Raw genomic sequence first — 24,991 nt, 5'->3', positions numbered from 1 at the left:
CGCGTGAGGCGACTGGCGGACCTCTACGAAGCGCTGGACCAGACGACGTCCACCAACGCGAAGGTGGACGCGCTGGTGCGCTACTTCCAGCAAGCGCCACCGGAGGACGCGGCGTGGGCGCTGTACTTCCTCACGGGCCAGAAGCTGAAGCGGCTGCTCACCACGAAGTTGCTGGTGGGGTGGACACAGGAGCTGACGGGCATCCCGGGTTGGCTCTTCGAGGAGGTCTACGCCTCCGTGGGAGACCTCGCGGAAGTCATTGCCCTGCTCCTGGACGCGCTCGAGCGACCGGCCGAGACCGAGGAACTGCCCCTCTCCGTGTGGCTGGAGCAGCGCCTGCTGCCGCTGCGGAACCTGGATGCCGCGGAGCAGCGCGAGCGCGTGGTGTCCTGGTGGAAGGCCATGCCCCGGCGGGAGCTGTTCCTGCTCAACAAGATGCTCACGGGTGAGCTGCGCGTGGGCGTCTCCGCGACGCTGGTGATTCGCGCGGTGGCGCAGGTGGCGGGGCTGCCGCCGCCGAGCGTGGCGCACCGGCTGATGGGGACGTGGACGCCCACGCCGGCCTTCTTCCAGCAGCTCGTATCGCCGGATGTCTCGGACGGGCACAGCTCGCGGCCCTACCCCTTCTACCTGGCCTCGCCGCTGGAGCAGCCGCCGGAGTCACTGGGGGACCTCGCGGACTGGCAGGTGGAGTGGAAGTGGGACGGCATCCGCGGCCAGCTCATCCGCCGGCAGGGCGGCGTGTACCTGTGGAGCCGGGGCGAGGAGCTCATCACCGAGCGCTTCCCCGAAATCAGCGAGGCCGCCGCCGCGCTGCCCGAGGGCACGGTGCTGGACGGCGAGGTGCTGGCCTACGAGGACGGCAGGCCCCTGCCCTTCGCGCTGCTCCAGCGGCGCATCGGCCGGCAGAAGCTGACGCCCAAGGTGCTCGCGGAGGCTCCCGCGGCCTTCATCGTCTATGACCTGCTGGAGCTGGGCGGGAAGGACGTGCGCGAGCTGCCGCTGCGCGAGCGGCGCGCGAAGCTGGAGGCGCTGCTGAAGGACCGGCCGCGCTTCCCCATCTCCCCGTCGGTGCAAGCGGCTTCATGGGAGGAATTGGCGAAGGCGCGCGGCGAGGCCCGCGAGCGCAACGTCGAGGGCTTCATGCTCAAGCGCCGCGACTCCGCGTACCTCACCGGGCGCAAGCGGGGCGACTGGTGGAAGTGGAAGATAGACCCATTCACCGTGGACGCGGTGCTCCTCTACGCGCACCCGGGCCATGGCCGGCGCTCGTCGCTGTACACCGACTACACCTTCGCGGTGTGGAACGGCACGGAGCTGCAGCCGGTGACGAAGGCGTACTCCGGCCTCACGGACGAGGAGATTGGCCGGTTGGACCGGTGGATTCGCGCGCACACGAAGGAGAAGTACGGGCCGGTGCGCTCGGTGGAGCCGGAGCAGGTCTTCGAGCTGCACTTCGAGGGCATCCAGGCCTCGCCGCGCCACAAGTCGGGTGTGGCGCTGCGCTTCCCGCGCATCGCCCGCTGGCGCACGGACAAGAAGCCCCAGGACGCGGACTCGTTGGACACACTGAAGGAGCTGCTCGATGCCCGCGGGTAGGTCACGCACGCTGAAGGCGCAGCTTGCCGCCCGCCGGAAGGCACTGCGCTCCGGCAACGAGGGAGGCGGAGCGCCCGCCATGCCAGGTCCGCCCGCGAAGAAGAAGCGGCGCACGGTGCGACGTCGCCGCGCGGCCGAGGGCACCGGAGCCAGCACCCCGCCAATGACGGGCACGCCCATGGAGCGGCTGCGCGGCTGGTTCGCGTCGAAGGGGTGGACGCCCTACGCCTTCCAGGAAGAGGCCTGGGCCGCGTACGCGCGTGGAGACAGCGGCCTCATCCACGTGCCCACGGGCGCGGGGAAGACCTACGCGGCCTATATCGGCCCGCTCGCGGACGTGGCGGAGCGCGGCCAGAAGGGACTCCAGGTCCTCTACGTGACGCCGCTGCGCGCGGTGTCGCGCGATGTGGAGAAGGCCCTGCTGGAGCCGCTGCGCATGCTGGACGCGGACATCGACGTGGAGAGCCGCACCGGTGACACCTCGTCCTCCGTGCGCCAGCGCCAGCGAGAGCGCCTGCCCGAGGTGCTCATCACCACGCCGGAGTCCCTCTCCGTGCTCCTGTCCAACGAGCGCGCCGCGGAGCTGTTCGCGTCGCTGCGCTCGGTCATCGTGGACGAGTGGCATGAGCTGCTCGGCTCCAAGCGCGGCACGCAGATGGAGCTGGCCCTGGCCCGCCTGCGCCGCTTCGCCCCGGAGGTGCGCACCTGGGCGCTGTCCGCCACGCTGGCCAACCTGGACGAGGCCGCGCGCCACGTCGTGGGCACCGGCCGCGTGCCGACACTGGTAAGCGCGGACCTGGAGCGCCCGGTGGAGGTGGACACACTGCTGCCGGACTCGGTGGACAGCTTCCCCTGGTCCGGCCACCTGGGCTTCACCATGCTCGCGCGCGTGGCCGCGTGGTTGGACCCGGAGCAGTCCACGCTCGTCTTCACCAACACGCGCTCCCAGGCGGAGCGCTGGTTCGAGGGCCTGCGCTTCGCCCGACCGGAATGGGAGCACCTCATCGCCCTGCACCACGGCTCCATCGACCGCGAGGAGCGCGAGCGCGTGGAGGCGGGCCTCAAGGACGGAGGGCTGCGCATCGTCGTGTGCACGTCTTCGCTGGACCTCGGCGTGGACTTCGGGCCCGTGGAGCGGGTGGTGCAGGTGGGCAGTCCCAAGGGCATCGGCCGGACGATGCAGCGCGCGGGCCGCAGCGCCCACCGTCCCGGCGCCACGTGTCACATCCTCTTCGTCCCCACGCACGCGCTGGAGTTGGTGGAGATGGCCGCCGCCAGGGACGCCATCCTCCGCCGCGAGGTGGAGCCGCGCATGCCGCCGGGCAAGCCGCTGGACGTACTCGCGCAACACCTGGTGACGTGCGCCATGGGCGGCGGCTTCACGCGCGAGGCCCTGCGCGACGAGGTGCGCACCGCCGCCGCCTACGCCGGCCTCACCGACGAGGAGTTCGAGTGGACGCTCGCCCTGGTGCGCGAGGGCGGCCCCACCCTGCGCGCCTACCCGGAGTTCCGCCGCGTGGTGGAGCACGAGGGCCGCTTCGTCATCGCGGACGCACGCATCGGCCGTCTGCACCGCCTCAACATCGGCACGATTACTTCCAACGCAGTGGTGCAACTGCGTTACTGGAGCGGCGGAAAGCTGGGCACCATCGAGGAGGCGTACATCAGCCGGCTGCGCCCCGGGGACACCTTCATCTTCGCGGGCAAGCGGCTGGAGTTCAGCCGCTTCAAGGACATGACGGCCTATGTGAAGCCGGCGAAGACGAAGGCCACGCAGACGCCGCGCTGGAACGGCAGCCGCCTGCCCTTGTCCAGCTCGCTGGCCAATGCCGTGCGCCGCACCCTGGACTCCGCGCGCCACGGAGACGTCACCACGGACGAGCTGGCCGCCGCCTGGCCCGTGCTGGAGGCGCAGGAGCGGCTGTCTCGCATTCCGTCCGCGAGCTCGCTGCTGGCGGAGACGTGCGAGACGCGCGATGGCCATCACCTCTTCCTCTACCCCTTCGAGGGACGGCTGGTACATGAGGGGCTGGCGGCGCTGCTCGCCCTGCGCCTCACGCGCCTGCAGAAGGCCACCTTCAGCCTGTCTGTGAATGACTACGGCCTGGAGCTGCTCACCCCGGCGCCCTTCCCCTTCGAGGAGGCGCTGCGCCCCGCCCTCTTCACCCGGGAGCGTCTGGTGGAGGACGTGCTGGAGAGCGTCAACGTGAGCGAGCTCGCGAAGCGGCAGTTCCGCGACATCGCCCGCGTGGCGGGGCTGGTGCTGCCGGGGCTGCCCGGGGCGCGCAAGTCGACGCGGCAGGTGCAGGCCAGCTCGTCGCTCCTCTATGACGTCTTCCTCAAGTACGACCCGGACAACCTGCTCCTCGTCCAGGCCCGCCGCGAGGTACTGGAGCAGCAATTCGAGCAGGGCCGCCTGGGTCGCACGCTGGAGCGCCTGGAGCAGAGTCCCGTGGAGCTCGTCCACGTGCGCAGGCCCACACCGCTGGGCTTCCCGCTCGTCGTCGAGCGCATCAGCGCCAGCGTCTCCAATGAGTCCCTGCTGGAGCGCGTGGAGCGCCTGAAGGAGCGATGGACGCGAGAAGATGCCAGGTCCGCGTAGGCGGCACCCTCCTGGAATTGCTCCCCGAGCGCGCCCTGCACTGGCCCGAGGCTGGCGTGCTGGCCGTCGCGGACCTGCACTGGGGCAAGACGGAGAGCTTCCAGCAGCACGGCATCCCCCTGCCCGGCGGCGTGCTGGAGGATGACCTCGCGCGCCTGTCCGCCGCGCTGTCCGCCACCGGCGCCCGCCGCCTGCTCCTCCTGGGAGACCTCATCCACTCGCGCCAGGGGCTCACGCCCGCCCTCGTCCGGCGGCTCGCCGCCTGGCGCGAGTCCCATGCCAGCGTGGAGCTGGTGCTGGTGCGCGGCAACCATGACCGACACGTGAAGACGCTCCCCCCGGAGTGGCGGCTCGAAGTCCTGGAGTCCCACGCCGACGAGGGCCCCTTCCGCTTCGCCCACCACCCGGAGCCCGCGCCTGGCCGCTACGTGTGGGCGGGCCACCTCCATCCCATGGTGCGCCTGTCCGGCGGAGCAGACAGGCTCCGTCTGCCCTGCTTCCATGTGGGCCGCGACGTGGGCGTGCTGCCCGCCTTCAGCGCCTTCACCGGCGGGCTCAATGTCTCCCGCCGCCCCGGCGAGCGCGTCTTCGCCATCGCCGAACCCGCCGTGGTCGAGGTGTAGGATGAGCACCGCCAAGCGCCGTCGCATCCTCGGCATCATCGCCACCGACAGCACCTTCGAGCGCACCGAGCACCGCGGCCGTGAGGCCTGGCTGGGCAAGTGCCTCCACTGCAACGCCCACCTCATGGTGGGGCTGGATGGCGAGCCGATCAGCCGCGCCACCATCGAGCACATCCTCCCGCAGACGGCCGGCGGCACGGACGTGCTGACCAACCTCGGCCTGGCCTGCGCCCGCTGCAACCAGGGCAAGAGCCGGCACGACGTGAAGTACCACCGTGACGCACGCGCCCGTGAACTGGTGGAGCGACTGCTGGCCCGCCGCCGGGAGCGCTGGCGCGAGCCAGACGGCGAAGACACGGAGTGAAGCAACCGCGCCGCTCATGGCGCGGATGACCTCCTCTGTTGCGGTCTGTAGCGCTTCGTTCAACTCCATACGCTGCGTACGCCCGAGCTTCAGCGGGTGCGCGTCGAGGGAGAAACCGGGTGGAGTGATCGCCCGCGCGCGTCGCGCTCAAACGCCGCTTCCGCGCCGTAGAAGAGAGATTCATCGCCTCGGACCCGCGACTTTCCGCCTCCGCGAGCGGAAGTGGTATCCGGCTGTCTCAACATCAGAGTCGCAACATCAGAATGGTTGACACTGCCGAAGCGATGCCCGATGGTCCCGCGCCGCGTCAGGGCTGGGATAAGGAGGAGGGCCCAGCCCACGGCATTCTCATAGAGGTTTCGTTGGACGTGACTGCTTCGGATTCCGTGCGCCAGGAGCCTCCGCCCGCCCGCCCCATCGGGGCCGGGATCGCCCCTCCGCCCTCAGCGCCCCGCAACGCTCGCGCCTCCTTTAGCCCTCCTGTCACCGCTGTCGCTGAAGCCCCCTTGCCCATGGTCCTGGTATGAGCGGCCCTCTCTTCCCACGCTGGACGAACACGGTGTCGCGGCTGTCCGCCGCGGCGCTCCTCGCCGTGCCCGCCATCGGCATCGGCGGCCTCATGGCCTACGTACGCTCGCCGTACGTCACCAACCAGCAGATGCCCGTCGAACAGCCCATCGAGTTCGACCACCGCCACCACGCGGGTGACGAGCAGATCGACTGCCGGTACTGCCACTGGACCGTGGAGAAGTCGCCCTCCGCGGGCATCCCCTCCACCACCGTGTGCATGTCCTGCCACGCCCAGGTGTGGAACAAGAGCCCGTACCTCGTCGAGGTGCGCAAGGCCTTCTTCTCGGACCAGCCCATCCCCTGGATCCGCGTCCACAACCTGCCGGACTTCGTCTACTTCAACCACGCCATCCACGTGAACAAGGGCGTGGGCTGCGCCACCTGCCACGGCCGCATCGACCAGATGGGCGCCGTCGAGCAGCACGCGCCGCTGACGATGTCCTGGTGCCTGGACTGCCACCGCAACCCCGAGCCCAACCTGCGTCCGGCCGAGTTCATCACCTCGATGACCTGGGCGCCGCCCGCGGACAAGGCCGAGGCCGCCGCGCTCGGTCAGAAGCTGAAGGAAGAGTACGACGTCCACTCGCGCACGAGCTGCTCCACATGCCACCGATGAACACGAAGCGCGACGGCGTCCCGTCGCAGGATACTTCCTCCTTCGCGCTCCCGGTCGTCTCGGACCGGCCCGCCCCCGCGGCTGACGCCGTCGGTGAGGCCCTGGAGCACGCCGCCGCCAACGCCTCCGCCACCGAGACCGGCTACGGCCGGACCTACTGGCGCAGCCTCGAGGAGAAGCTCGGCACGCCCGAGTATCTCGAGGAGACCCGCCCCGAGTTCCCCGTCGGCGCGGACCTGGCCCCTTCCGGCTTCGTGCGCCGCGAGTTCATGCAGCTGCTGGGCGCGTCGCTCGCCCTGGCCGGCGCCACGGCATGCAGCACCCGTCCCCAGGACGAGCGCCTGCTGCCGTACACCAAGACGCCGCCCGAGGTCGCCCCGGGCAACCCGCTGCACTACGCGTCCGGCATGACGCTGGCCGGTCACACCTCCGGCCTGCTCATCACCGCCCGCGAGGGTCGCCCCATCAAGATCGAGGGCAACCCCCAGCACCCCGTCAACCAGGGCGCCGCCGGCGTCTGGGAGCAGGCGTACCTCCTCTCGCTCTATGACCCGAACCGCGCTCGCGTGATGCGGCAGGGCAAGAGCCCCCGCGCCCTGCGCGTGCTGGCCGAGGACGTCGCCAACCTGGTGAACAAGGCCGCCCCCGCCGACGGTGGCGCCCGCCTGCGCTTCCTCACGGAGCCCGGCAACTCGCCCATGATGGGCGACCTGCGCAACCGCATCCTGAAGAAGCTGCCCAACGCGCGCTTCTACAGCTACACGGCGATGACGCAGGACGCGGAGACCGAGGCCACCCGCGCCCTCTTCGGCAACCAGCCCGTCTCCGCCCGCTACGACTTCGCCCAGGCGGACGTCGTCCTGTCGCTGGACGCGGACTTCCTGGAGAGCCGTCCCGCCAACCTCACCTACGCCCGCCAGTTCGCGGACCGCCGCGACCCGAAGAACGGCGCCCTCAACCGGCTCTATGCCGCCGAGGCCCGCTTCTCCATCACCGGCGGCATGGCGGACCATCGCCTGCGCGTGAAGTCGGCGGAAGTGCTCGCCGTCGCCGCCGCCGTGGCCCAGGCCATCGGTGGCCCCGCCGCCTCGGTGGCCTCCGCCGCCGCCGGCAAGGCGCAGCTGCGTGGCACCTCCGAGGAAGTCCAGAAGGCCAACGCCTGGATCCAGGCGGTGGTCGCCGACCTGCGCGCCGCGAAGCCCGGCCGCACGCTGGTCATCGCCGGCGAGCGTCAGCCCGCCGCGGTCCACGTCCTGGCCCAGGCCATCAACTCGGCGCTCGGCAATACCGGCACCACCGTGCACTACGTGCAGGCCCCCGTGGCGGAGCCCTTCGGGCTCGCCCAGGTGCGCGCCCTGGTGGAGGACATCAAGGCCGGCCGCGTGGACACGCTGGTCATCACCGCGTGGAACCCGCTCTACGCCCTGCCCTCCGACGCGGGCCTGGCGGAGCTGCTCAACCCCGCCACCAACCCGGACCGCGCCAAGCTGTCCGTGCTCTACACGGGCCTGTACGAGGACGAGACCAGCCAGTACGTGGACTGGTTCGTCCCCGCGGCGCACCCGCTGGAGACGTGGAGCGACGGTCGCGCGGTGGACGGCACTGTCTCCATCGCCCAGCCGCTCATCCAGCCGCTCTTCAACGGCATGCCGGAGTCCGAGCTGCTGGCGCTGTTCCTGACCGAGTCCTACCGCCCCGCGTACCAGATGCTGCGCGAGTACTGGCAGGGCCAGGCCACGGGCCAGGCGGACTTCGAGTCCCGCTGGGAGACGTGGGTGTCCGAGGGCATCATCGCCGGCACCGCCTCTCCCGCGGCCTCGGGCGCGCCGGACTTCGGCGCCGCCACCGCCCTGGTGTCGGGCTACAACCCGCCCGCGGCTCCGGCGGCCAACGAGCTCGAGCTGAACTTCGTCCACGACTACAAGGTCTTCGACGGCCGCTTCGGCAACAGCGCGTGGCTGCAGGAGCTGCCCGACCTCATCACCAAGATGGTCTGGGACAACGCCGCCCTCATCAGCCCGCAGACGGCCAAGGACCTGCGCCTCGAGCCCGGCGCCATGGCCGAGCTGAGCTACGGCGGCCAGAAGCTGTCCGTGCCGGTGTGGACCACGCCGGGCCTCGCCGACGGCACCGTGACGGTGGCGCTGGGCTACGGCCGCAACGGCCTGCACGAGGTGGTGGCCAAGGGTGTCGGCTTCAACGCCAACGTCCTGCGCCGCGCCGCCGCGCCCTGGTTCGACGGTGGCGCCACGCTCACCAAGGCGAGCGGCAGCTACAAGTTCAGCCTCACCCAGACGCACTGGCGCATGGAGAACCGCCCCATCGCGCTGGACATGTCGGTGTCCGAGCTGGCGCACCCCTCGAAGGAGACGGAGCACATCCTCGAGCGCGTCCAGGGCGAGCTGAAGCCGGGCCTCCAGGACAACCTGCCCTCGTTCGACTACGGCAACGGCTACAAGTGGGGCATGGCCATCGACCTGTCCCGCTGCACCGGCTGCAGCGCGTGCGTGGTGGCCTGCCAGGCGGAGAACAACATCCCCGTCGTGGGCAAGGAGCAGGTGGCCCGCAGCCGTGAGATGCAGTGGCTGCGCATCGACCGCTACTTCGAGGGGGCCGAGAGCGACCCGAAGATGGTCATGCAGCCGGTCATGTGCGTGCACTGCGAGAAGGCCCCCTGCGAGTACGTGTGCCCGGTGAACGCCACCGTGCACTCGGACGAGGGCCTCAACGACATGGTGTACAACCGCTGCGTCGGCACGCGGTACTGCTCCAACAACTGCCCGTACAAGGTCCGCCGCTTCAACTACCTGCACTACACGTCGGGCAAGACGTCCACCGAGAAGATGCTGATGAACCCGGACGTCACGGTCCGCAACCGCGGCGTGATGGAGAAGTGCACGTACTGCGTCCAGCGCATCGAGCGCACGCGCATCAGCGCCCGGGTGGAGAAGCGCCTCATCCAGGAGAAGGAGCTGATGACGGCCTGCCAGCAGACCTGCCCCACGCAGGCCATCACCTTCGGCTCCCTCAACGACAAGCAGCAGCGCGTCACGCAGCTGCACGAGGACGAGCGCGCCTACAAGCTGCTGCACGAGCTGGGCACCCGCCCGCGCACCGCGCACCTCATCCGCGTCCGTAACCCCAACCCCGCCCTCGAGCCCGCCAAGTCCGAAGCGGCCACCGAAGGGAGCCACTAGTCATGGCAGAGACTGCTATCACCGCTCCGCTCGACCCGCTCGAGCCGCGGCACCTCGTCGCGCCGCACCACGACGACGCGTCGCTCAACGAGACGCTCCTGGCCCACGTCTGGGCCAAGCCGGGCAAGGGCTGGTTCATGCTCTTCGGCGTGACGCTCAGCGCCCTGGGCCTGCTCGTCATCGGCGTCACCTACACACTGGCCCGCGGCATCGGCGTGTGGGGTAACAACCAGCCCGTCGGCTGGGCCTTCGACATCATCAACTTCGTCTGGTGGGTCGGTATCGGCCACGCCGGTACGCTCATCTCCGCCATCCTCCTGCTCTTCCAGCAGAAGTGGCGCACGAGCATCAACCGCTTCGCGGAGGCCATGACGCTGTTCGCCGTCATGTGCGCGGGTCTGTTCCCGCTGCTGCACACCGGCCGTCCCTGGTTCGCCTTCTGGCTGTTCCCCTACCCCTCCACCCTGGGCGCGTGGCCGCAGTTCCGCTCCCCGCTGGTGTGGGACGTGTTCGCCATCTCCACGTACCTCACGGTGTCCGCGCTGTTCTGGTACGTGGGCCTCATCCCGGACCTGGCCGCCCTGCGTGACTCGTCCAAGACGAAGGTGCAGCGGGTCGTCTACGGCCTGTTCAGCCTCGGCTGGCGCGGCTCCGGGCGGCACTGGCACAACTACAAGATTGCGTACCTGCTGCTGGCCGGCATCTCCACGCCGCTGGTCGTCTCGGTGCACACCATCGTTTCCTTCGACTTCGCGGTGTCGCTGATTCCTGGCTGGCACACCACGGTCTTCCCGCCCTACTTCGTGGCCGGCGCCGTGTTCAGCGGCTTCGCCATGGTGATTACGCTCATCGTCCCCGCGCGGAAGTACCTGGGGCTCCGGGACGTGATTACGGACCGGCACCTGGAGAACATGAACAAGGTCATCCTCGCGACCGGAATGCTCGTGTCCTACGGGTACATGATGGAGCACTTCGTCGCCTGGTACTCGCAGAACCAGTACGAGCTCTGGACCTTCTACGTGAACCGCGCCACCGGCCCCTACGCCGGCGTGTACTGGCTGATGATTGCCTGCAACGTCATCACCCCGAACATCTTCTGGTTCAAGAAGTGCCGCACCAGCATCCCCATCATGTGGGTGGCCTCCATCATGGTGAACATCGGCATGTGGTGTGAGCGGTTCATCATCATCGTGACGTCGCTCAGCCAGGACTTCCTCCCCTCGTCGTGGGCCATCTACACCCCCACGTGGGTGGACTGGTGCATCTACATCGGCACGCTGGGCCTGTTCGGCACGCTGTTCCTCCTCTTCCTGAAGTTCGTGCCCGCGGTCGCGGTGAGCGAGGTGAAGGAGCTGCAGTTGGAGCTCAAGCACGCCGCCCACCTCAACGGTCACGGCACCCACGGAGCGCACTAGAGCCATGGAAGCCACAGTCCTCGATTCCTGGGTCCTGGCCGAGTTCGGCACGCCGGACGCCCTCGTGGATGCCACCCGCCAGATGCGCGAGAAGGGCTTCCAGGGGATGGACACCTATTCCCCGTACCCGCTGCACGGCGGCTCGGAGGCCCTGGGCCTGCCGCCCTCGCGAGTGCCCTTCATCGCCCTGGGCGGCGCGCTCACCGGCATGTGCACCGCGCTCGCCATGCAGACGTGGATGAACACCTACGACTACCCGCTCAACATCGGCGGTCGTCCGCTGCTGTCGCTGCCTGCGTGGGTGCCGATTACGTTCGAGCTGAGCGTGCTGTTCGCCGCGTTCGGCATCTTCTTCGGCCTGCTCGCGCTCAGCCGGCTGCCGCAGCCGTACCATCCCGTCTTCGAGTCCGACGCCTTCCGCAGCGCGTCCACGCACGGCTACTGGCTGAGCGTGCCGCAGGCGACGGGACAGGACGCCACCGCCGTCATGGATCAGCTCAAGTCCCTGGGCGCCACCCAGGTGACCCTCGTCACGGGAGAGAAGGAATGAGGTGGCTCATCCCCGCCGCCGGACTCGTCGCGCTCCAGGGCTGCGACGTCCCCTCCGAGTTCCTCCAGCGCATGGAGGTGCAGGCGAAGTACGAGTACTACGAGGCGTCCGACTTCTGGGCGGACGGCCGTGCCATGCGCACGCCCCCCTCGGGCACCGTGCCGCGTGAGCGCCCGGTGGGCAACCCCGGCATCAGCACCGGCCGCGCCAACGGGGCGCTCGTGGGCAACATCCCCGTCGAGGTGGACAAGAAGCTGCTGACCCTCGGTCAGAAGAAGTACAACATCGTCTGCTCGCAGTGCCACGGCGTGCTCGGCGACGGCAACAGCATCGTCGCGGAGAACATGGCGCTGCGCCTGCCGCCGTCGCTGCTGGAGCTGCAGGGCAAGCCGGCCGGTCACTTCTACGCCGCCATCAACGAGGGCTACGGCGTGATGCCGTCCTTCTCGGGTGAGCTCGACGTGCACGAGCGCTGGGCCGTCGTCGCCTATGTGCGCGCGCTCCAGGCGGCCCGCAACACCCGCTCGGACGGGCAGCAGCCCGTTCCGCAGGAGAACCGATGAGTCCCCCCGTCACCTCGGTGCGCGTCGCCGACATCGAGCGCTACACCGGCACCCCGAAGCTGATGGTGCCCGCCTTCGGCCTGGGCGTGCTGGGCCTGCTGGCCACGCTGGCGGGCTACTTCGCCACGGACGCCAAGGGCGCGGCCGCGCACAGCTACCTGCTCGCCTTCAGCTACTGGGCGGGCATCAGCGTCGCCTTCCTGCTGATGCTGTGCATCTTCCACACGGCCAAGGCGAAGTGGCCCATCGTCCTGCGCCGCACCATGGAGACGGCGGCCTCCGCGGTCCCCATCTTCATCCTGCTGCTCCTGCCGCTGCTGCTCATGGTGAAGGACCTGTACTCCTGGTGGCCGGGCTCGCCGCTGGCGGCGCACATCCAGGGCATCGAGGCCGAGCACCTGTCCCACAAGCAGCACGGCTACCTGAACCCGACCTTCTTCTACGTCCGCCAGGCCATCTACTTCGGCGTGTGGGTCTTCGTGTCCTGGCGCATGCGCTCGTGGAGCCTGAAGCAGGACGAGACGGGGGAGCTGGACCTCACGGTGAAGCAGCGGCGCTTCGCGCCGGGCTCGCTGCCGTTCCTTGCCCTCACCATCACCTTCGCTTCTTTCGACTGGCTGATGAGCCTCACGCCGATGTGGCAGTCCACCATCTACGGCGTCTATTACTTCTCCGGAAGCTTCCTGGCGGCGTTCTGCGTCCTGACCATTGTCACGACCAACGCCACGGGTGCCAACCTCTACGGCAGCGTCGTGAAGCTCGACCACTTCCACAACCTGGGCAAGCTGATGCTCGCCTTCGTGGCGTTCTGGGCCTACACCGCCTTCTCCCAGTTCCTGCTGGTGTGGATTGCCAACATCCCTGAAGAGGCGCCCTGGTACGGCCTGCGCATCTTCGGTGCGTGGCGCCCCATGTCCATCGCCCTGTTCTTCCTGCACTTCGTGCTGCCCTTCTTCATCCTGCTGTCGCGCAACCTGAAGCTGCAGCCGCGCAAGCTGTCGGTGGTGGCCGTCTACATCCTGGCCATCCACGCGGTGGACCTGTACTGGCTCATCTGGCCCGCGCTGACGGGCACGGACGGCCCCTCCTTCCACTGGACGCTGGTGACGGCGTTCCTCGGGGTGGGCGGCATCGCGGTGGGCTTCGCGCTCCTGCAGGCTCGCAACCGCTTCACGCTCCCGGTGAAGGACCCCTACATCGCCGAGTCCCTGAGGTACGTGCAGCCATGAAGAAGACCCAGTCGGAGCTCGAGTCGCGCGTCATCGTCGGCGCGCACGGTGTGGCGGCCGAGGAAGACCACCTCGTCATGGGCAAGGTGGTCGGCATCGGCGTGGGCTCGCTCGTCATCTTCCTCGTCGGCATCCTCTGGGCCTGGCGCATCCAGGTCCGGACGATGGAGGAAATCCAGCCGGACGGCCCGCCGCCGCGTCCCGCCGCCATGGGGCAGTACGAGATTGGCATCGTCAACCAGCGCCTCTTCGAACAGGACTGGCACGCGGTGGAGAAGCTGGGTGGCCAGCACCAGGCGCTCGGCGCCGGCTGGGGCGACCAGCCCGGCGTGAAGGCCCACCCCAGCATCGACGAGGCCATGGACCGGGTCATCCACGAGGCGCGCAACCCGCCTCCCGCCCCTCCGACGCCCGCCCCCCAGACGCCCCCGACGACGCCCCCCGCCCCGGGGACCCCTGCGTCACCGAGGCAGTAGCATCCGCCTTCTCCCTGGCGTAAGAGCCGTCCTGCCATGAAGCCCCCTCTCTCCCACTTCCACCCACGCGCCGCCCGACTGGGACTGCTCACGGCGGCGCTGGTGCTTGGCACCGCGCTGTCCGCGTCCGCCATGCCCGGTGCCGGCAAGACGCCTCGCGCCATCATCGAGGCCCAGCAGGACCTGCCGCCTCCGGTGAAGGGCGTGGACGTGGAGGAGCACCTGGGGGACCCGCTCCCCCTGGACGCGCGCTTCACGGACGAGGACGGGCGCGAGGTGAAGCTGGGTGAGGTGCTGTCCAAGACGAAGCCCACCCTGCTGACGCTCGTGTATTACAACTGCCCCATGCTCTGTAACCTGGTCCTCAATGGCCAGGTGAAGGCCATGCAGGAGCTGGGGCTGGAGCTGGGCGAGGACTACGAGGCGGTGACGGTCAGCATCGACCCCGAGGACACTCCGGCGGAGAGTCTCAACCGCCGTCGGCGTCACCTGCAGTCCATGGGCAAGCCGGAGCGCGCGCCCTGGCACTTCCTCATCGGGACGGACGCGGAAGTCCACAGGCTCGCGGACGCGGTGGGCTTCAAGTACACGTACGACAAAGGCTCCAAGCAGTACGGCCACCCCGCGGTGGTGCAGGTCATCACCCCCGAGGGAAGCATCTCCCGGTACCTCTACGGGGTGACGTTTCCTCCCAAGGACATGAAGCTGGCGTTGCTGGAGGCGGCCGGGGGCCGCGTGGGTACCAGCTTCGACCGCGTCGTCATGTCCTGCTTCAAGTATGACACCGCCAGCAAGCGGTACGGATTCTACATCTTCGGGTTCATCCGCCTGGGCGGCACGCTGGTGTTCTGCGCCCTGGCGACGATGCTGATCTATTTCTGGAGGCGCGAGCTGAAGAAAGGCGCGGCGGCATGAGCGAGCTTCTCAACAACATCCTGTTCCTCCCGGAGGCCGCATCCACGTTCGCGGAGCGGGTCGACATGCTGCATCACTTCGTCGTCGGTACGACGATGGTGATGTCGGCGGGCGTCGGCCTGGCGGCCCTGTTCATGTTCTTCCGGTATCGCCGGCGCCTCCCCGCCCAGGCGACCGAGTACGTCGTCCCCACGCTGAAGACGGAGTTCCTCTTCGTCTCCGTACCGCTGGTGTTCTTCCTGGCCTGGTTCGGCATCGGCTTCCGGGACTTCACCTGGGTCACCACGCCGCCCAAGGACGCGATGGACGTCTACGTCATGGGCAAGCAGTGGATGTGGAAGTTCGCGTACCCGGAGGGCCCCAACGGCGTGAATGTCCTTCACGTCCCGGCCAACCGTCCGGTGCGCCTGCTGATCACATCCCGGGACGTGCTGCACTCCTTCTACGTGCCGGCGTTCCGCATCAAGCAGGACGCGCTGCCGGGTCGCTACACGCAGATCTGGTTCGAGGCGACCAAGCCGGGCACGTACCAGGTGCTGTGCACCGAGTACTGCGGCCTGTCGCACTCGAAGATGCTGGCCGAGGTCGTGGTCCTCCCCCAGGAGGAGTACGACGTGTGGATCAAGGACCAGCGCCGCGGCCGCCTGCAGGACCGCCAGGACGCGCTGGCGGACACCTCGCTGGTTCCGCCGGTGGCACGCATGGTGGAGCAGGGTCAGGTGCTGGCGGGCAGCGAGGGCTGCCTCAAGTGCCACTCGGTGGACGGCTCGAAGCACATCGGCCCCACCTTCCTCGGCATGTTTGACCGCGTGGAGAAGCTCGACGACGGGCAGGACATCCGCGTGGACGAGGCCTACATCACCCAGTCGATGATGGACCCGGGTGCCCACCTGGTGGCGGGCTACCAGAACGTGATGCCGACCTACCAGGGCAAGCTGCAGGGCCCGGAGACGGCCGCCATCGTCGAGTACATCAAGTCGCTGCGCACTCCGAACGTTCGCGAGGGCGCTTCCGAGGGACCCGCCTATGACGCCATCCAGTAGCATCGCCTCCCCGGGCGCGGCTCCCGCGCACGACGAGCACCACGACCACCCGAACTACCTGGTCGACGGCACCACCATCAAGTCGTGGCTGCTGACGGTGGACCACAAGCGCATCGGGCTCATGTTCCTGTTCTGGGTCCTGCTCTTCTTCCTGGTGGGCGGCATCTTCGCGATGCTCATCCGGCTGGAGCTGCTCACGCCCGGGCCGACCATCATGGACGCGATGACGTACAACCGTACGTTCACGCTCCACGGCCTGGTCATGATCTTCCTCTTCATGATTCCGGCGATTCCGGCCGTCTTCGGCAACTTCATGTTGCCGCTGATGCTGGGCGCCAAGGACGTGGCCTTCCCCCGGCTGAACCTGCTGTCGCTCTACATCTACCTGGGCGGCGCCATGCTGGCGCTGTGGGGCATGCTCAACGGCGGCCTCGACACCGGGTGGACGTTCTACGCGCCCTACAGCACGCACACGACGACGACGGTGGCGCCCGTGCTCTTCGGCGCCTTCATCATCGGGTTCAGCTCCATCGTCACGGGCATCAACTTCATCGTCACCGTCCACACCATGCGGGCGCCGGGCATCACCTGGTTCAAGATGCCCCTGTTCGTGTGGGCCATCTACGCCACCAGCTGCATCCAGGTGCTGGCCACGCCAGTGATTGGCCTGCTGCTGGTGCTGGTGACGGTGGAGAACCTGTTCGGGTTCGGCATGTTCGACCCGGCCCGCGGCGGCGACCCGGTGCTCTTCCAGCACCTGTTCTGGTTCTACAGCCACCCGGCCGTGTACATCATGGTGCTGCCGGCCTTCGGCGTGATGAGTGAAATCGTGGCCTCCTTCAGCCGGAAGAACATCTTCGGCTACCGCGCGGTGGCGTACTCCAGCCTCGGCATCGCCTTCGTGGGCTTCTTCGCCTGGGGCCACCACATGTTCGTGTCCGGCCAGTCCACCTTCGTCGGTGGTCTGTTCGGCGTGCTGACCATGCTGGTGGGCGTGTTCACCGCCATCAAGGTCTTCAACTGGGTGGGCACCGTCTACAAGGGCGCCGTCGACTTCAAGACGCCCTTCGCCTACTTCTGCGGCTTCCTGTTCTTCACCGTGTTCGGTGGCATGACGGGCATCGCCCTGGGCACGGTGTCGCTGGACGTCCCCTGGCACGACACCTACTTCGTGGTGGCGCACTTCCACTTCATCATGGTGGGAGCGACCATCATGGCCTTCCTGGCCGCGCTCCACTACTGGTTCCCGAAGATGTTCGGGCGCACGTACCACGAGGGCTGGGGCCTGGTGTCCGCGGCGCTCATCATCCTCGGGTTCAACGCCACGTTCATCCCCCAGTTCCTCCTGGGCAACAACGGCATGCCGCGCCGCTACTACGAGTACCCGGAGCGCTTCCAGGCGCTCAACGTGGCCTCCACGGCGGGCGCGTCCCTGCTGGCGTTCGGCTTCGTCATCATCGCCTGCTACCTGACGTACGCGCTGTTCTACGGGCGGGCGGCCGGGAAGAACCCGTGGCGCAGCAAGGGCTACGAGTGGCTGACCGAGTCCCCGCCGCCGACCCACAACTTCGTGGGTCCGCAGCCGACCTACCCCGAGGAGCCCCACTTCTACGTGGATCCGAAGAAGGCCGAGGTGCCCGATGCAGTCTAGTGCTTCCACCGCCGACGGGACGGTGGCCCCCGTCCCCCGGCTCGCCATGCACTTCGCGTCGCTCGAGGTGCAGAACCACGCGGCCCGCCTGGGCATGTGGCTGTTCCTGGCGACGGAAATCCTGCTCTTCGCAGGCCTCTTCATCTGCTACGGCTGCTACCGCTTCCTCTTCCCGGAGGCGTGGGCGGCCAGCAGCCGGAGCCTGGACCTGACGATGGGCACGGTGAACACCATCGTCCTCATCACCTCCTCGCTCACCGCGGCGCTCGCGGTGCACTACGCGAAGGAGGGGAAGAACAGGATGGTGGCCATCCAGATCTTCCTCACGCTGCTGATGGCCGTGGGCTTCCTCGTCATCAAGTACTTCGAGTACTCGCACAAGTTCCACATCGGGACGCTGCCGGGCCGGTACTACTTCTACGAGGGTATCCAGCTGCCGGGCGCACCGATGTACTTCACGGTGTACTTCTGCGCGACGGCGCTGCACGGCCTCCACGTCATCATCGGCATGGTGGTGCTGACCTTCTCCATGGTGCGCGCGCTGCGGCGGGCGGACTTCGGCCCCAACAACTACACCATGGTCGAGCTGGGCAGCATGTACTGGCACCTCGTCGACCTGGTGTGGATCTTCCTGTTCCCGATGCTGTACCTCGTCTGAAGGATTCATAGACCATGGCCATCGCCAACGAATCCCGTCAGGAAGCGCACAACATGGAGGAGCACCACGGGGCGGGCCGCTACTGGCTCATCTGGGGCGTGCTCCTGGTGCTGACGCTCGTCACCGTCATCACCGGCCGCATGCACTTGCCCAGCTTCGGCCTGGTGCTGGCGCTCGTCATCGCCACGGTGAAGGGCACGCTGGTGACGCTGTACTTCATGCACCTCATCGACCACCGGGGCGCCAACCGCCTGGTGTTCAGCGTGTCCATCCTCTTCGTGCTGCTGATGCTGGCAGTGCCGCTGCTGGACCTGGGCACGCGCTTCCGGGGCTCCAACCCCCCGGGCTCGCAGTACAGCGACCTGCAGCCGCCGGACATCGGCGCCAACGTGAAGGAAGGCCGCTTCGGCGGCGGCGTGCGGAGCCACGGCTCCCACGAGCAGTCCGAAGGCCACTGACCGGCCTTTGAGGACTTCGGGGCCCACCGCCCCACCTACGCGGCGCCGAGGGACTTCCCCGGCGCCGCGTTGCTTTTGCGGGCTACAGCTTCACCTCGAGGTTGAGGGCCAGCGCGGTGTCGGTGGACACCTTGCCGGCGGGCGGCTCGCTGTCCGTCTTCACCTGGAAGCTGGCGCCCAGCGACAGCGCGTCCGTCAGGCCCACCGACAGCTGCGTCTGGCTGCTCGCCAGCACGCGCGAGTCGCCGATGACGCTGATGAGCACCTCCACGTCCTCCTTGAAGAGGACCCGCTCGTTGAGGCTGTAGCGGAACACCGCGCCGAAGCGGGGGCCACCCAGGTCCACGTCCTCCAGGTCGAGCCGCTCGGGGTAGTACTGGAAGCGCGTCTCGTAGGCGTACCGGAAGGCGGCGTCGGTGCGGAGGTAGGACTCCTTGCCCTCCTTCGACTTCTCGTCCCACCAGAGGATGCCGAGACCGCCCTCGCCGAAGCTGCGGGACTCCACGCTCTTCACGTGGTCCGTCTCCGCGCCAATCAGCGCGTAGCCGCTGAGCACCTGGGTGAAGCGCCGGTCGCCGCGCAATTCCGCGCCCGCGTTGAGCGCCACCACCTGCGAGACGGCCTCCTCAGTCTCCAGTTCGGGCGGGCGGCTGCGGCCGTAAGAGCTGTACGCCTTGACGGCGTAGATCCAGTGCTCCGTCTTGCGCTGTGCGCTGGCCAGGCCGCTGAAGGTGAAGGTGGAGGCGTTGCCGGTGATGGAGATGAGCCCCGCGCTCAGGGTGACGTCCCACACGTCCGGCTTCGGGGCGGGTGCCTCGGCGGCGGGCGCGGCGGCGGCAGCGGGCGCGGCGGCGGGCTGGCCCGCGGCGGCGGTGGCGGCGCGCTCGGCGGCCTCCGCGGCGCGGGCGCTGGCCTCGGCGGCGCGCTCGGCGGCGGTGGCGGCACGCTCGGCGGCGGCGGCGGCGCGCTCCTCCGCGCTCGCCGGGGCCGGGGCAGGCTCCGAAACCGGAGCGGCGCGGGGAGCGGAGGGAGCGGGAGTGGTGGGAGCAGGCGCCTGGGCCTGCAGGGAGGTGGCAATCAACAGCGCGGCGGAAAGCATCGGGGTCTCCAGTTCTGAGGCGCCCTTCCTGCTCCAAAGAAGGGCCGTGGTTCAATCCCCACGTGATTAATTCTGTCCTTCCTGGAGCCCCGAGGAGGCCCGTGTCCTTGAATCCCGCCCGACTCCTGCTGCTGTCCACCCTGCTGTTGCCCGCGCTGGCCGCCGCCCAGCGCGTCACCGTTCCGGTGGATGTGGGCGTGGGGCCCGCCGCGTTCCTCTTCTTCGGCCCCGTCTTCGAGGACCAGCCCATCCACACCGGACTGAAAATCTCGGTGGACGCGGTGCTGGACCGCGAGTGGCTGAAGAAGAACCAGCGCCTCATCCCCAAGCGCTACCGCAAGCAGGCGCAGAGCCTGGACGAGATTCGCATCTCCCCGTCCATCCTCATCCCGGACACGCTCATCATCTCCCCGAAGGTGCGCGACACCGGCATGTACGGCGCCACGTGGAAGCCGCTGTCGCTGGGCCTGCCGCTGTCCAGCAGCCCGGTGCGCCTGTCCGTGGGGGCCGGGCTGCTTTTGACGTACGCGTACCTGTACTCGGACACGCTGGCCAACACGCACTTCCTGCGGCCCGGCGCGGAGCTGGGCGTGGACCTGGAGCTGCAGTTCTCCAAGAGCTTCCTCGTCAGCGTGGGCTGGGAGTCCGCCCTCTATGTGCCGCAGGAGCTGGGCGGGCTCGGGCTGCCGGACCACCTGCGCGACGGCATCTTCCACGTCGGCCAGGCCTACCTGCAGCTCCACTTCCGCTTCCCGTACACCACCCGGCTGTGAGCCGGACGGCAGAGGGACTCCGGGCGCACGCGCTGCCTGCTGCGCACGGAGACGGGCGCGGGTAGCCTGCGCTGCCATGTACCTGGTCCTTGCCACCGAAGCGCAGAAGGCTGAGAGAGACCGCGTCACCCACTCCGCCTGGGGCTCGCCACTGACGGTGGAGCAGTTCCACCAGCGGGAGCTGCGGCTGCGCGCCCACCCCTGGTGCGCCGCGGGGATGAACACGTGGCTGCTGTGCGAGGACGACGGCCGCGTGCTCGCCTCGTGCGAGACGTTCCACAACGACAGCTGGCTGCGCGGCCCGGACGGACAGCACGCGCATGGCGACAGCTTCTCCATCGCCAGCGTCTTCACCGAGGAGCACCTGCGCGGCCACGGCCACGCCACGCGGATGATGGACCTCGTGGCCGTGGAGCTGGAGCGCGCCTCGCCCCAGGGGCACGCGGCCGTCCTCTTCTCCGACGTGGGCGCCGCCCTCTACCGCCGCTCCGGCTACGAGGAGGTCCCCGCCTGGGACTGGCACCTGGCGGCCCGTGAGCAGCCGTCCCCCCACCGCGTGGACGCGCTGCTCGGGGATGGGGACGTGGCGGCCGCACTGGAGCGGATGCGGCGGCCGGATGCGCCCTTCTACCTCTGGCCGAGCCCGGCGCAGGTGGGCTGGCACCTGGAGCGAGAGCGCATCTACGCGGAGCTGCTGAGCCGGCCCCAGCCCGAGGCGTGCGGCGCGGTGGTGGGCGACTCCACCGCCCTGTGGGCGATGATGGCCCGCTACGGCGAGCTGGTGGTGCTGATGCTGGACGCACGCTCCGGGGAGGACGCCGCCGCGCTGCTGGAGATGGCGAGCGCCGTGGCGCACCGGGCGGGGCTGACGAAGGTGGTGCTGTGGGAGGAGTCCGGCACCGCGGCGCTGCTGGCGCGTGTCCCCGGGGCCACCCGCGTGGCGAGGGACGGCTCGCTGCCCATGGTGCGCCCCCTGCGGCCGGGCCTGCCTCCGGTGGCGGCCATCCCCTTCCCTCGCGCGCTCTGGGTATGAGCCCCGGGTAGGATGGGGACCCATGGCCAAGCGCACCCGCATCATCGAGGGGACCTGGAACTGCACGTCCTGTGACACGAAGGGCATTCCCGCGCGCCACAAGCTCTGCCCCACCTGCAACAACCCGCGCGAGCTGACGGGCAAGGAGTCGGAGTTCGACTTCGGCGACGTCGATGCGAAGAGCGGCAAGTCCCTGCGAGAAGGCGTCACGGACTCCGAGACGCTGGAGGTGGCCGCCGCCGGCGAGGACTGGTTCTGCGCGTACTGCGGCGCCGCCAACCGTGGCGACAGGCCCCGCTGCAAGCAGTGCAGCGCGGAGCGCACCGACGACGCGAAGGCGGCCACCAGCAAGGACCTGGACGCCCCCGTCGTCGCGCCCCAGCCCGTGGCGCAGCCGAAGAAGCGCATGGGGGCGAAGGGCTGGCTCGTGCTGGGCGTGCTGTTCTCCTGCTGCTTCGGCTCGGGCGTGTTCAGCTACTGGGGCAGCCGCACGCACGAGTACCCCGGAGAGGTGACGGGCACGGAGTGGAAGCGCGCGGTGGTGCAGGAGCGCTTCACCGCCGTGGCGAAGACGGGCTGGCGCGATGAATTGCGCACCACCTCCCCGCGCATGCCCGTCAACGGCGCGGGCGAGGTGGCGGGCGTGGCCAACGTCCGCGGCTGCGTGTCGCGCCAGCGTGGCACGCGCCGGGTGGCGGACGGCACGGAGCGGGTGTGCCGGACGAAGTCGCGCCGCGTGGCCTGCGGCTCCGAGGAGAAGTGCCGCCGCCGCGACAAGGGCAACGGCTTCGTCGAAGAGGTGTGCGAGGACGTGACGAAGTACTGCAACGAGAGCTACGAGGACTGCCAGAACGAGACGCGCTACCGCACCGAGCCCGTCTACGCGCAGGAGTGCACCTACGACACCTACGAGTGGAAGCAGGTGGACCGCCGCGAGACGTCCGGCACGGATGACCGGCCGCGCTGGCCCGAACTGTCCGTGAGCGGCGTGGACCGACTGCGTCGCGAGGAGCACTACTCCGTCCACCTCCGGTACGAGGACGACGGGACGAAGGAGCACGTGCTCGAGCCGAAGAGCGAGCAGGAGTTCGTGGCGTGGAAGAAGGGCCAGGACGCCCGCCTCACGGTGACGAACCTGGGGAAGGTGGAGCAGGTCGTCCCGCGTTGAGTCACCGAGGTCAACCGTCCATGGAGTGCACCTGCTGTGGCGCCTGCTGCGTGGCGCCGGACATCGCCGCGCTGGACAAGCCGCTGGGCCTGCGCTGCCCGCACCTGGGCGAGGACAACCTCTGCCGCGTGTACGAGCAGCGGCCGGCCGTCTGCCGCGACTACGCCGCGGACGAGGTCTGCCGCCTTATCGAAGCGCCCACGCTGGATGAGCGCGTGAAGAAGTACCTGGACCTCTTCGGCCTCGCGGACGAGGCTCGCGAGGTGCGCGAGCAGGGCTGCCCCACCATGCGCAGCGCCCGCCGCCTGGCCGCCGGTCGCCCCTCCGGCGGGCCGCCGCCCGGACGTCGCGACAGTTAGACACCTCGCGGGGTTGGCCCTTGTCCGCACGGCGCGCGGGCGTTAATCCCCCGGCCGTGCGATTCCAGCCCACCCAGCCCTTCGTCCCCGCGCTCGGACTGGCGAACGAGCATGCGCAGACCATCTACGCCTCGCTCGTGCGCCCCACCCACGCGCCCACCGCGCGCCGCGAGCGCCGCGAGTTGCCCGACGGGGACTTCGTCGACGTGGACACCTTCGACGGCCCGCGCGGCGCGCCGCACGTGGTGACGCTGCACGGCCTGGAGGGCTCGTCCCGGGCCGGCTACATCACCGCCATCCTCCGAGGCGCGGCGGAGCGCGGCTGGGGCGCCACCGCGCTCAACTTCCGCTCGTGCAGCGGCGAGCCCAACCGGCTGGCGCGCTCGTACCACTCGGGCGACATCCACGACGCGCTGCTCGTGCTCAACGAGGTCCGCGCGCGCGTCACCGGCCCCCTCTTCGCCGTGGGCTTCTCGCTGGGCGCCAACGTACTGTGTCGGCTGCTGGAGGAGCAGGGAGAGAATGCGCCCGTGGACGCGGCCGCCTCCATCAGCGCGCCGTATGACCTGGACGCCTGCTGCCGGAAGCTCGACGGCCCCGGCCCCTTCCACCGGCTGTACCGGGAGCGCTTCCTGCGCACGCTGAAGGGGAAGGCCCGCGAGAAGCTGCGGCGCTTTCCCGGCGCCTTCGACAGGCGGGCCCTGGAGGCCGCGCGCTCCATCCGCGCCTTCGACGACGCCGTCACCGCTCCGCTGCACGGCTTCCGGGACGCGACGCACTACTACGCCGAGGCGTCCTCCGGTCCCCGGCTGCACGCCATCCGCCGGCCCACGCTGCTCCTGAGCGCGGCGGATGACCCGATGCTGGAGGCGCCCGTCATTCCCGCCAGCGCCAGTGACAACCCGCTCCTGAGCGTGGTGCTCACCGAGCACGGCGGACACGTGGGCTTCGTCGCGGGCCGCGCGCACCGTCCGCACTTCTGGGCCGAGGCCCAGGTGCTGGAGTTCTTCGCCGCGCGCGTGCGCTAACCGAAGGACAGCAGGATTCCCAGCTTCGCCGTGGGCCGCGTGCTGCGCACCCGCCAGGGCCGGGCCTCCTCGGGTGCCAGCGCGTCGCGGAAGGGCTCGTCCAGGTCCTCCATGCCGGGGCCGTACAGCTCCATGACGCTGAAGCCGCCCCGGATGAAGAACGTCAAGCCTCCGGGCGCCTGCACCTCGAAGCCCAGCAGCGCGCTTGCGTACGTGTAGCCCACCCGCTCGAACGAGGGGCTGGGCAAGAGCGTCCTATCCGCCATCCGCCGCTCCAGGCCGCGCGCGTCCGCGGGCTGTGCATGGCCCAGCTCGAGCGTCAGCGCCGGCGTCATCCACCCGCGCAGGGGCAGCAGCGTGAGCCCCGCCCGCGCGCCTGCGCGGATGCCGTTGTGCGTGGCGCCCAGGTGCAGCCGCACCTCGTGCCTGGGACGGAAGGACACCGAGAGTCCCGCACCCTCTGGGATGCCCGCGTCCAGCATCAACCCGAAAGGCGCGAGCCGCTCCGGGTCCTGCACCCGCTGCTGCAGCTCCGCCGGAGGAGTCAGCCGCGCCGAGGGCGCCGCGCCCGCCGCCAGCGCCACTCGCGCCGTCAGCAACAAACCCAGCAATGTGAGCGCTGATACCGCCCCCATGAACCGCCTCCAACTCCCCACCACCGTCGCCACCGCCCGTCCTGCCGCGCCCTGGTGGCTCGCGCCTTCGCGTCCACCCTCCTCCGCCTCCACCGCGCGAACCAGACGGACAGGCTCCGGCGGGAGTTGCCTCCCCACCGGAGCCGCCACCCCATGTCCCCGCAGTGCCCCACCGTCCCGCCCCACCGACCCACTCCGACAGGACCGCTCACCGGGAGGAGCTGTCTCCTCACCCGCGAACGCCAACCACCCCCGACCCGCCGCCCGTCCAACCGAAGTGAACCGGACTCCGACAAGGCCCCCACCTCGCCGGAGTCCGTCCCCTTCCCCGCCCCACCCATCCCCGTGCCACCAGCCCGCAGTCCTT

General features: G+C 69.4%; 23 protein-coding genes. 21 read left to right on the top strand and 2 right to left on the bottom strand.

Annotated elements, in window-relative coordinates:
• The first annotated feature begins 3 nt into the window (after positions 1-3).
• The 16 genes from G4D86_RS50625 (at position 4) to G4D86_RS50550 (ending at position 18,529) form a co-directional block, all read left to right on the top strand.
• The gene (locus tag G4D86_RS50625) at positions 4-1,599 is read left to right on the top strand and encodes an ATP-dependent DNA ligase (protein ID WP_164002906.1); all 1,596 of its coding nucleotides are present in this window, start codon (positions 4-6) and stop codon (positions 1,597-1,599) included.
• The gene (locus G4D86_RS50620; RefSeq protein ID WP_164002905.1) at positions 1,586-4,201 is read left to right on the top strand and encodes a ligase-associated DNA damage response DEXH box helicase; all 2,616 of its coding nucleotides are present in this window, start codon (positions 1,586-1,588) and stop codon (positions 4,199-4,201) included. Before G4D86_RS50625 ends, G4D86_RS50620 begins: the two co-directional genes overlap by 14 nt.
• Positions 4,171-4,824, top strand: coding sequence for a ligase-associated DNA damage response endonuclease PdeM (gene pdeM, locus G4D86_RS50615; protein ID WP_164002904.1), 654 nt, complete (start codon positions 4,171-4,173; stop codon positions 4,822-4,824). The genes G4D86_RS50620 and pdeM overlap by 31 nt, the downstream gene beginning before the upstream one ends.
• 1 nt (position 4,825) lies before the next feature.
• Positions 4,826-5,188: an HNH endonuclease gene (locus tag G4D86_RS50610; RefSeq protein ID WP_164002903.1), complete on the top strand. Its 363-nt coding sequence runs from the start codon at positions 4,826-4,828 to the stop codon at positions 5,186-5,188.
• Between the two features lie 523 nt (positions 5,189-5,711).
• Entirely contained in the window at positions 5,712-6,374 is a 663-nt protein-coding gene (locus tag G4D86_RS50605) for a cytochrome c3 family protein (RefSeq protein ID WP_164002902.1), read from the top strand.
• A complete protein-coding gene (locus tag G4D86_RS50600; protein ID WP_164002912.1) occupies positions 6,371-9,571 on the top strand; it encodes a TAT-variant-translocated molybdopterin oxidoreductase in 3,201 nt (1,066 codons plus the stop codon). The genes G4D86_RS50605 and G4D86_RS50600 overlap by 4 nt, the downstream gene beginning before the upstream one ends.
• 2 nt (positions 9,572-9,573) lie before the next feature.
• Positions 9,574-10,986 (top strand): NrfD/PsrC family molybdoenzyme membrane anchor subunit, encoded by a 1,413-nt coding sequence (gene nrfD, locus G4D86_RS50595; RefSeq protein ID WP_164002901.1) that lies wholly within the window; start codon positions 9,574-9,576, stop codon positions 10,984-10,986.
• Positions 10,987-10,990: 4 nt separating this feature from the next.
• Positions 10,991-11,536 (top strand): DUF3341 domain-containing protein, encoded by a 546-nt coding sequence (locus G4D86_RS50590; protein WP_164002900.1) that lies wholly within the window; start codon positions 10,991-10,993, stop codon positions 11,534-11,536.
• Positions 11,533-12,099: a c-type cytochrome gene (locus G4D86_RS50585; protein WP_164002899.1), complete on the top strand. Its 567-nt coding sequence runs from the start codon at positions 11,533-11,535 to the stop codon at positions 12,097-12,099. Before G4D86_RS50590 ends, G4D86_RS50585 begins: the two co-directional genes overlap by 4 nt.
• On the top strand, positions 12,096-13,328 hold the full coding sequence (locus tag G4D86_RS50580) for a hypothetical protein (protein ID WP_164002898.1): 1,233 nt from the start codon (positions 12,096-12,098) through the stop codon (positions 13,326-13,328). Before G4D86_RS50585 ends, G4D86_RS50580 begins: the two co-directional genes overlap by 4 nt.
• Positions 13,325-13,804 (top strand): hypothetical protein, encoded by a 480-nt coding sequence (locus G4D86_RS50575; protein WP_164002897.1) that lies wholly within the window; start codon positions 13,325-13,327, stop codon positions 13,802-13,804. The genes G4D86_RS50580 and G4D86_RS50575 overlap by 4 nt, the downstream gene beginning before the upstream one ends.
• Positions 13,805-13,840: 36 nt before the next feature.
• Positions 13,841-14,719 (top strand): SCO family protein, encoded by an 879-nt coding sequence (locus tag G4D86_RS50570; protein WP_164002896.1) that lies wholly within the window; start codon positions 13,841-13,843, stop codon positions 14,717-14,719.
• Complete coding sequence (gene coxB / locus G4D86_RS50565; RefSeq protein WP_164002895.1) at positions 14,716-15,762, top strand: cytochrome c oxidase subunit II; 1,047 nt, start codon at positions 14,716-14,718, stop codon at positions 15,760-15,762. Before G4D86_RS50570 ends, coxB begins: the two co-directional genes overlap by 4 nt.
• Positions 15,746-17,413 carry a cytochrome c oxidase subunit I gene (gene ctaD / locus G4D86_RS50560; RefSeq protein WP_164002894.1) on the top strand — a complete coding sequence of 556 codons (1,668 nt, stop codon included), beginning with the start codon at positions 15,746-15,748 and terminating at the stop codon, positions 17,411-17,413. Before coxB ends, ctaD begins: the two co-directional genes overlap by 17 nt.
• Positions 17,403-18,071, top strand: a complete 669-nt coding sequence (locus tag G4D86_RS50555; RefSeq protein ID WP_164002893.1) for a cytochrome c oxidase subunit 3 family protein — start codon at positions 17,403-17,405, stop codon at positions 18,069-18,071. The genes ctaD and G4D86_RS50555 overlap by 11 nt, the downstream gene beginning before the upstream one ends.
• Positions 18,072-18,085: 14 nt before the next feature.
• A complete protein-coding gene (locus G4D86_RS50550; RefSeq protein WP_164002892.1) occupies positions 18,086-18,529 on the top strand; it encodes a cytochrome C oxidase subunit IV family protein in 444 nt (147 codons plus the stop codon).
• Between the two features lie 82 nt (positions 18,530-18,611).
• Here G4D86_RS50550 and G4D86_RS50545 read toward each other — a convergent pair whose 3' ends face one another.
• Positions 18,612-19,628 carry a DUF481 domain-containing protein gene (locus tag G4D86_RS50545; protein WP_164002891.1) on the bottom strand — a complete coding sequence of 339 codons (1,017 nt, stop codon included), beginning with the start codon at positions 19,626-19,628 and terminating at the stop codon, positions 18,612-18,614.
• Between the two features lie 107 nt (positions 19,629-19,735).
• Between G4D86_RS50545 and G4D86_RS50540 the strand changes: the two genes are divergently transcribed.
• The 5 genes from G4D86_RS50540 (at position 19,736) to G4D86_RS50520 (ending at position 23,989) form a co-directional block, all read left to right on the top strand.
• A complete protein-coding gene (locus G4D86_RS50540) occupies positions 19,736-20,401 on the top strand; it encodes a hypothetical protein (protein WP_205520418.1) in 666 nt (221 codons plus the stop codon).
• A gap of 76 nt (positions 20,402-20,477) precedes the next feature.
• Positions 20,478-21,434, top strand: a complete 957-nt coding sequence (locus tag G4D86_RS50535; RefSeq protein ID WP_164002890.1) for an N-acetyltransferase — start codon at positions 20,478-20,480, stop codon at positions 21,432-21,434.
• A gap of 22 nt (positions 21,435-21,456) precedes the next feature.
• Positions 21,457-22,602: a hypothetical protein gene (locus G4D86_RS50530; RefSeq protein ID WP_164002889.1), complete on the top strand. Its 1,146-nt coding sequence runs from the start codon at positions 21,457-21,459 to the stop codon at positions 22,600-22,602.
• Positions 22,603-22,622: 20 nt separating this feature from the next.
• The gene (locus G4D86_RS50525) at positions 22,623-22,961 is read left to right on the top strand and encodes a YkgJ family cysteine cluster protein (protein WP_164002888.1); all 339 of its coding nucleotides are present in this window, start codon (positions 22,623-22,625) and stop codon (positions 22,959-22,961) included.
• A 56-nt stretch (positions 22,962-23,017) separates the two neighbouring features.
• Positions 23,018-23,989 (top strand): hydrolase, encoded by a 972-nt coding sequence (locus tag G4D86_RS50520; RefSeq protein WP_164002887.1) that lies wholly within the window; start codon positions 23,018-23,020, stop codon positions 23,987-23,989.
• On the opposite strand, the gene G4D86_RS50515 is transcribed toward G4D86_RS50520, so the two are convergent.
• Positions 23,986-24,624 carry a hypothetical protein gene (locus G4D86_RS50515; protein WP_164002886.1) on the bottom strand — a complete coding sequence of 213 codons (639 nt, stop codon included), beginning with the start codon at positions 24,622-24,624 and terminating at the stop codon, positions 23,986-23,988. The two genes, G4D86_RS50520 and G4D86_RS50515, sit on opposite strands and share 4 nt — an antisense overlap.
• Between the last annotated feature and the right edge of the window lie 367 nt (positions 24,625-24,991).

The organism is Pyxidicoccus caerfyrddinensis (genome assembly GCF_010894405.1).
GTDB lineage: Bacteria > Myxococcota > Myxococcia > Myxococcales > Myxococcaceae > Myxococcus > Myxococcus caerfyrddinensis.
Note: the sequence above shows the minus strand (reverse complement) of the source record. Positions and strands in the feature narration are given on the sequence as shown.

Coding starts and splice junctions, on each gene's coding strand:
- G4D86_RS50575 (WP_164002897.1), top strand. CDS start 13,325: ATGAAGAAGACCCAGTCGGAGCTCGAGTCGCGCGTCATCGTCGGCGCG.
- coxB (WP_164002895.1), top strand. CDS start 14,716: ATGAGCGAGCTTCTCAACAACATCCTGTTCCTCCCGGAGGCCGCATCC.
- G4D86_RS50530 (WP_164002889.1), top strand. CDS start 21,457: ATGGCCAAGCGCACCCGCATCATCGAGGGGACCTGGAACTGCACGTCC.
- ctaD (WP_164002894.1), top strand. CDS start 15,746: ATGACGCCATCCAGTAGCATCGCCTCCCCGGGCGCGGCTCCCGCGCAC.
- nrfD (WP_164002901.1), top strand. CDS start 9,574: ATGGCAGAGACTGCTATCACCGCTCCGCTCGACCCGCTCGAGCCGCGG.
- G4D86_RS50580 (WP_164002898.1), top strand. CDS start 12,096: ATGAGTCCCCCCGTCACCTCGGTGCGCGTCGCCGACATCGAGCGCTAC.
- G4D86_RS50570 (WP_164002896.1), top strand. CDS start 13,841: ATGAAGCCCCCTCTCTCCCACTTCCACCCACGCGCCGCCCGACTGGGA.
- G4D86_RS50550 (WP_164002892.1), top strand. CDS start 18,086: ATGGCCATCGCCAACGAATCCCGTCAGGAAGCGCACAACATGGAGGAG.
- G4D86_RS50610 (WP_164002903.1), top strand. CDS start 4,826: ATGAGCACCGCCAAGCGCCGTCGCATCCTCGGCATCATCGCCACCGAC.
- G4D86_RS50545 (WP_164002891.1), bottom strand. CDS start 19,628: ATGCTTTCCGCCGCGCTGTTGATTGCCACCTCCCTGCAGGCCCAGGCG.
- G4D86_RS50515 (WP_164002886.1), bottom strand. CDS start 24,624: ATGGGGGCGGTATCAGCGCTCACATTGCTGGGTTTGTTGCTGACGGCG.
- G4D86_RS50525 (WP_164002888.1), top strand. CDS start 22,623: ATGGAGTGCACCTGCTGTGGCGCCTGCTGCGTGGCGCCGGACATCGCC.
- G4D86_RS50600 (WP_164002912.1), top strand. CDS start 6,371: ATGAACACGAAGCGCGACGGCGTCCCGTCGCAGGATACTTCCTCCTTC.
- G4D86_RS50590 (WP_164002900.1), top strand. CDS start 10,991: ATGGAAGCCACAGTCCTCGATTCCTGGGTCCTGGCCGAGTTCGGCACG.
- pdeM (WP_164002904.1), top strand. CDS start 4,171: ATGGACGCGAGAAGATGCCAGGTCCGCGTAGGCGGCACCCTCCTGGAA.
- G4D86_RS50620 (WP_164002905.1), top strand. CDS start 1,586: ATGCCCGCGGGTAGGTCACGCACGCTGAAGGCGCAGCTTGCCGCCCGC.
- G4D86_RS50535 (WP_164002890.1), top strand. CDS start 20,478: ATGTACCTGGTCCTTGCCACCGAAGCGCAGAAGGCTGAGAGAGACCGC.
- G4D86_RS50555 (WP_164002893.1), top strand. CDS start 17,403: ATGCAGTCTAGTGCTTCCACCGCCGACGGGACGGTGGCCCCCGTCCCC.
- G4D86_RS50605 (WP_164002902.1), top strand. CDS start 5,712: ATGAGCGGCCCTCTCTTCCCACGCTGGACGAACACGGTGTCGCGGCTG.
- G4D86_RS50585 (WP_164002899.1), top strand. CDS start 11,533: ATGAGGTGGCTCATCCCCGCCGCCGGACTCGTCGCGCTCCAGGGCTGC.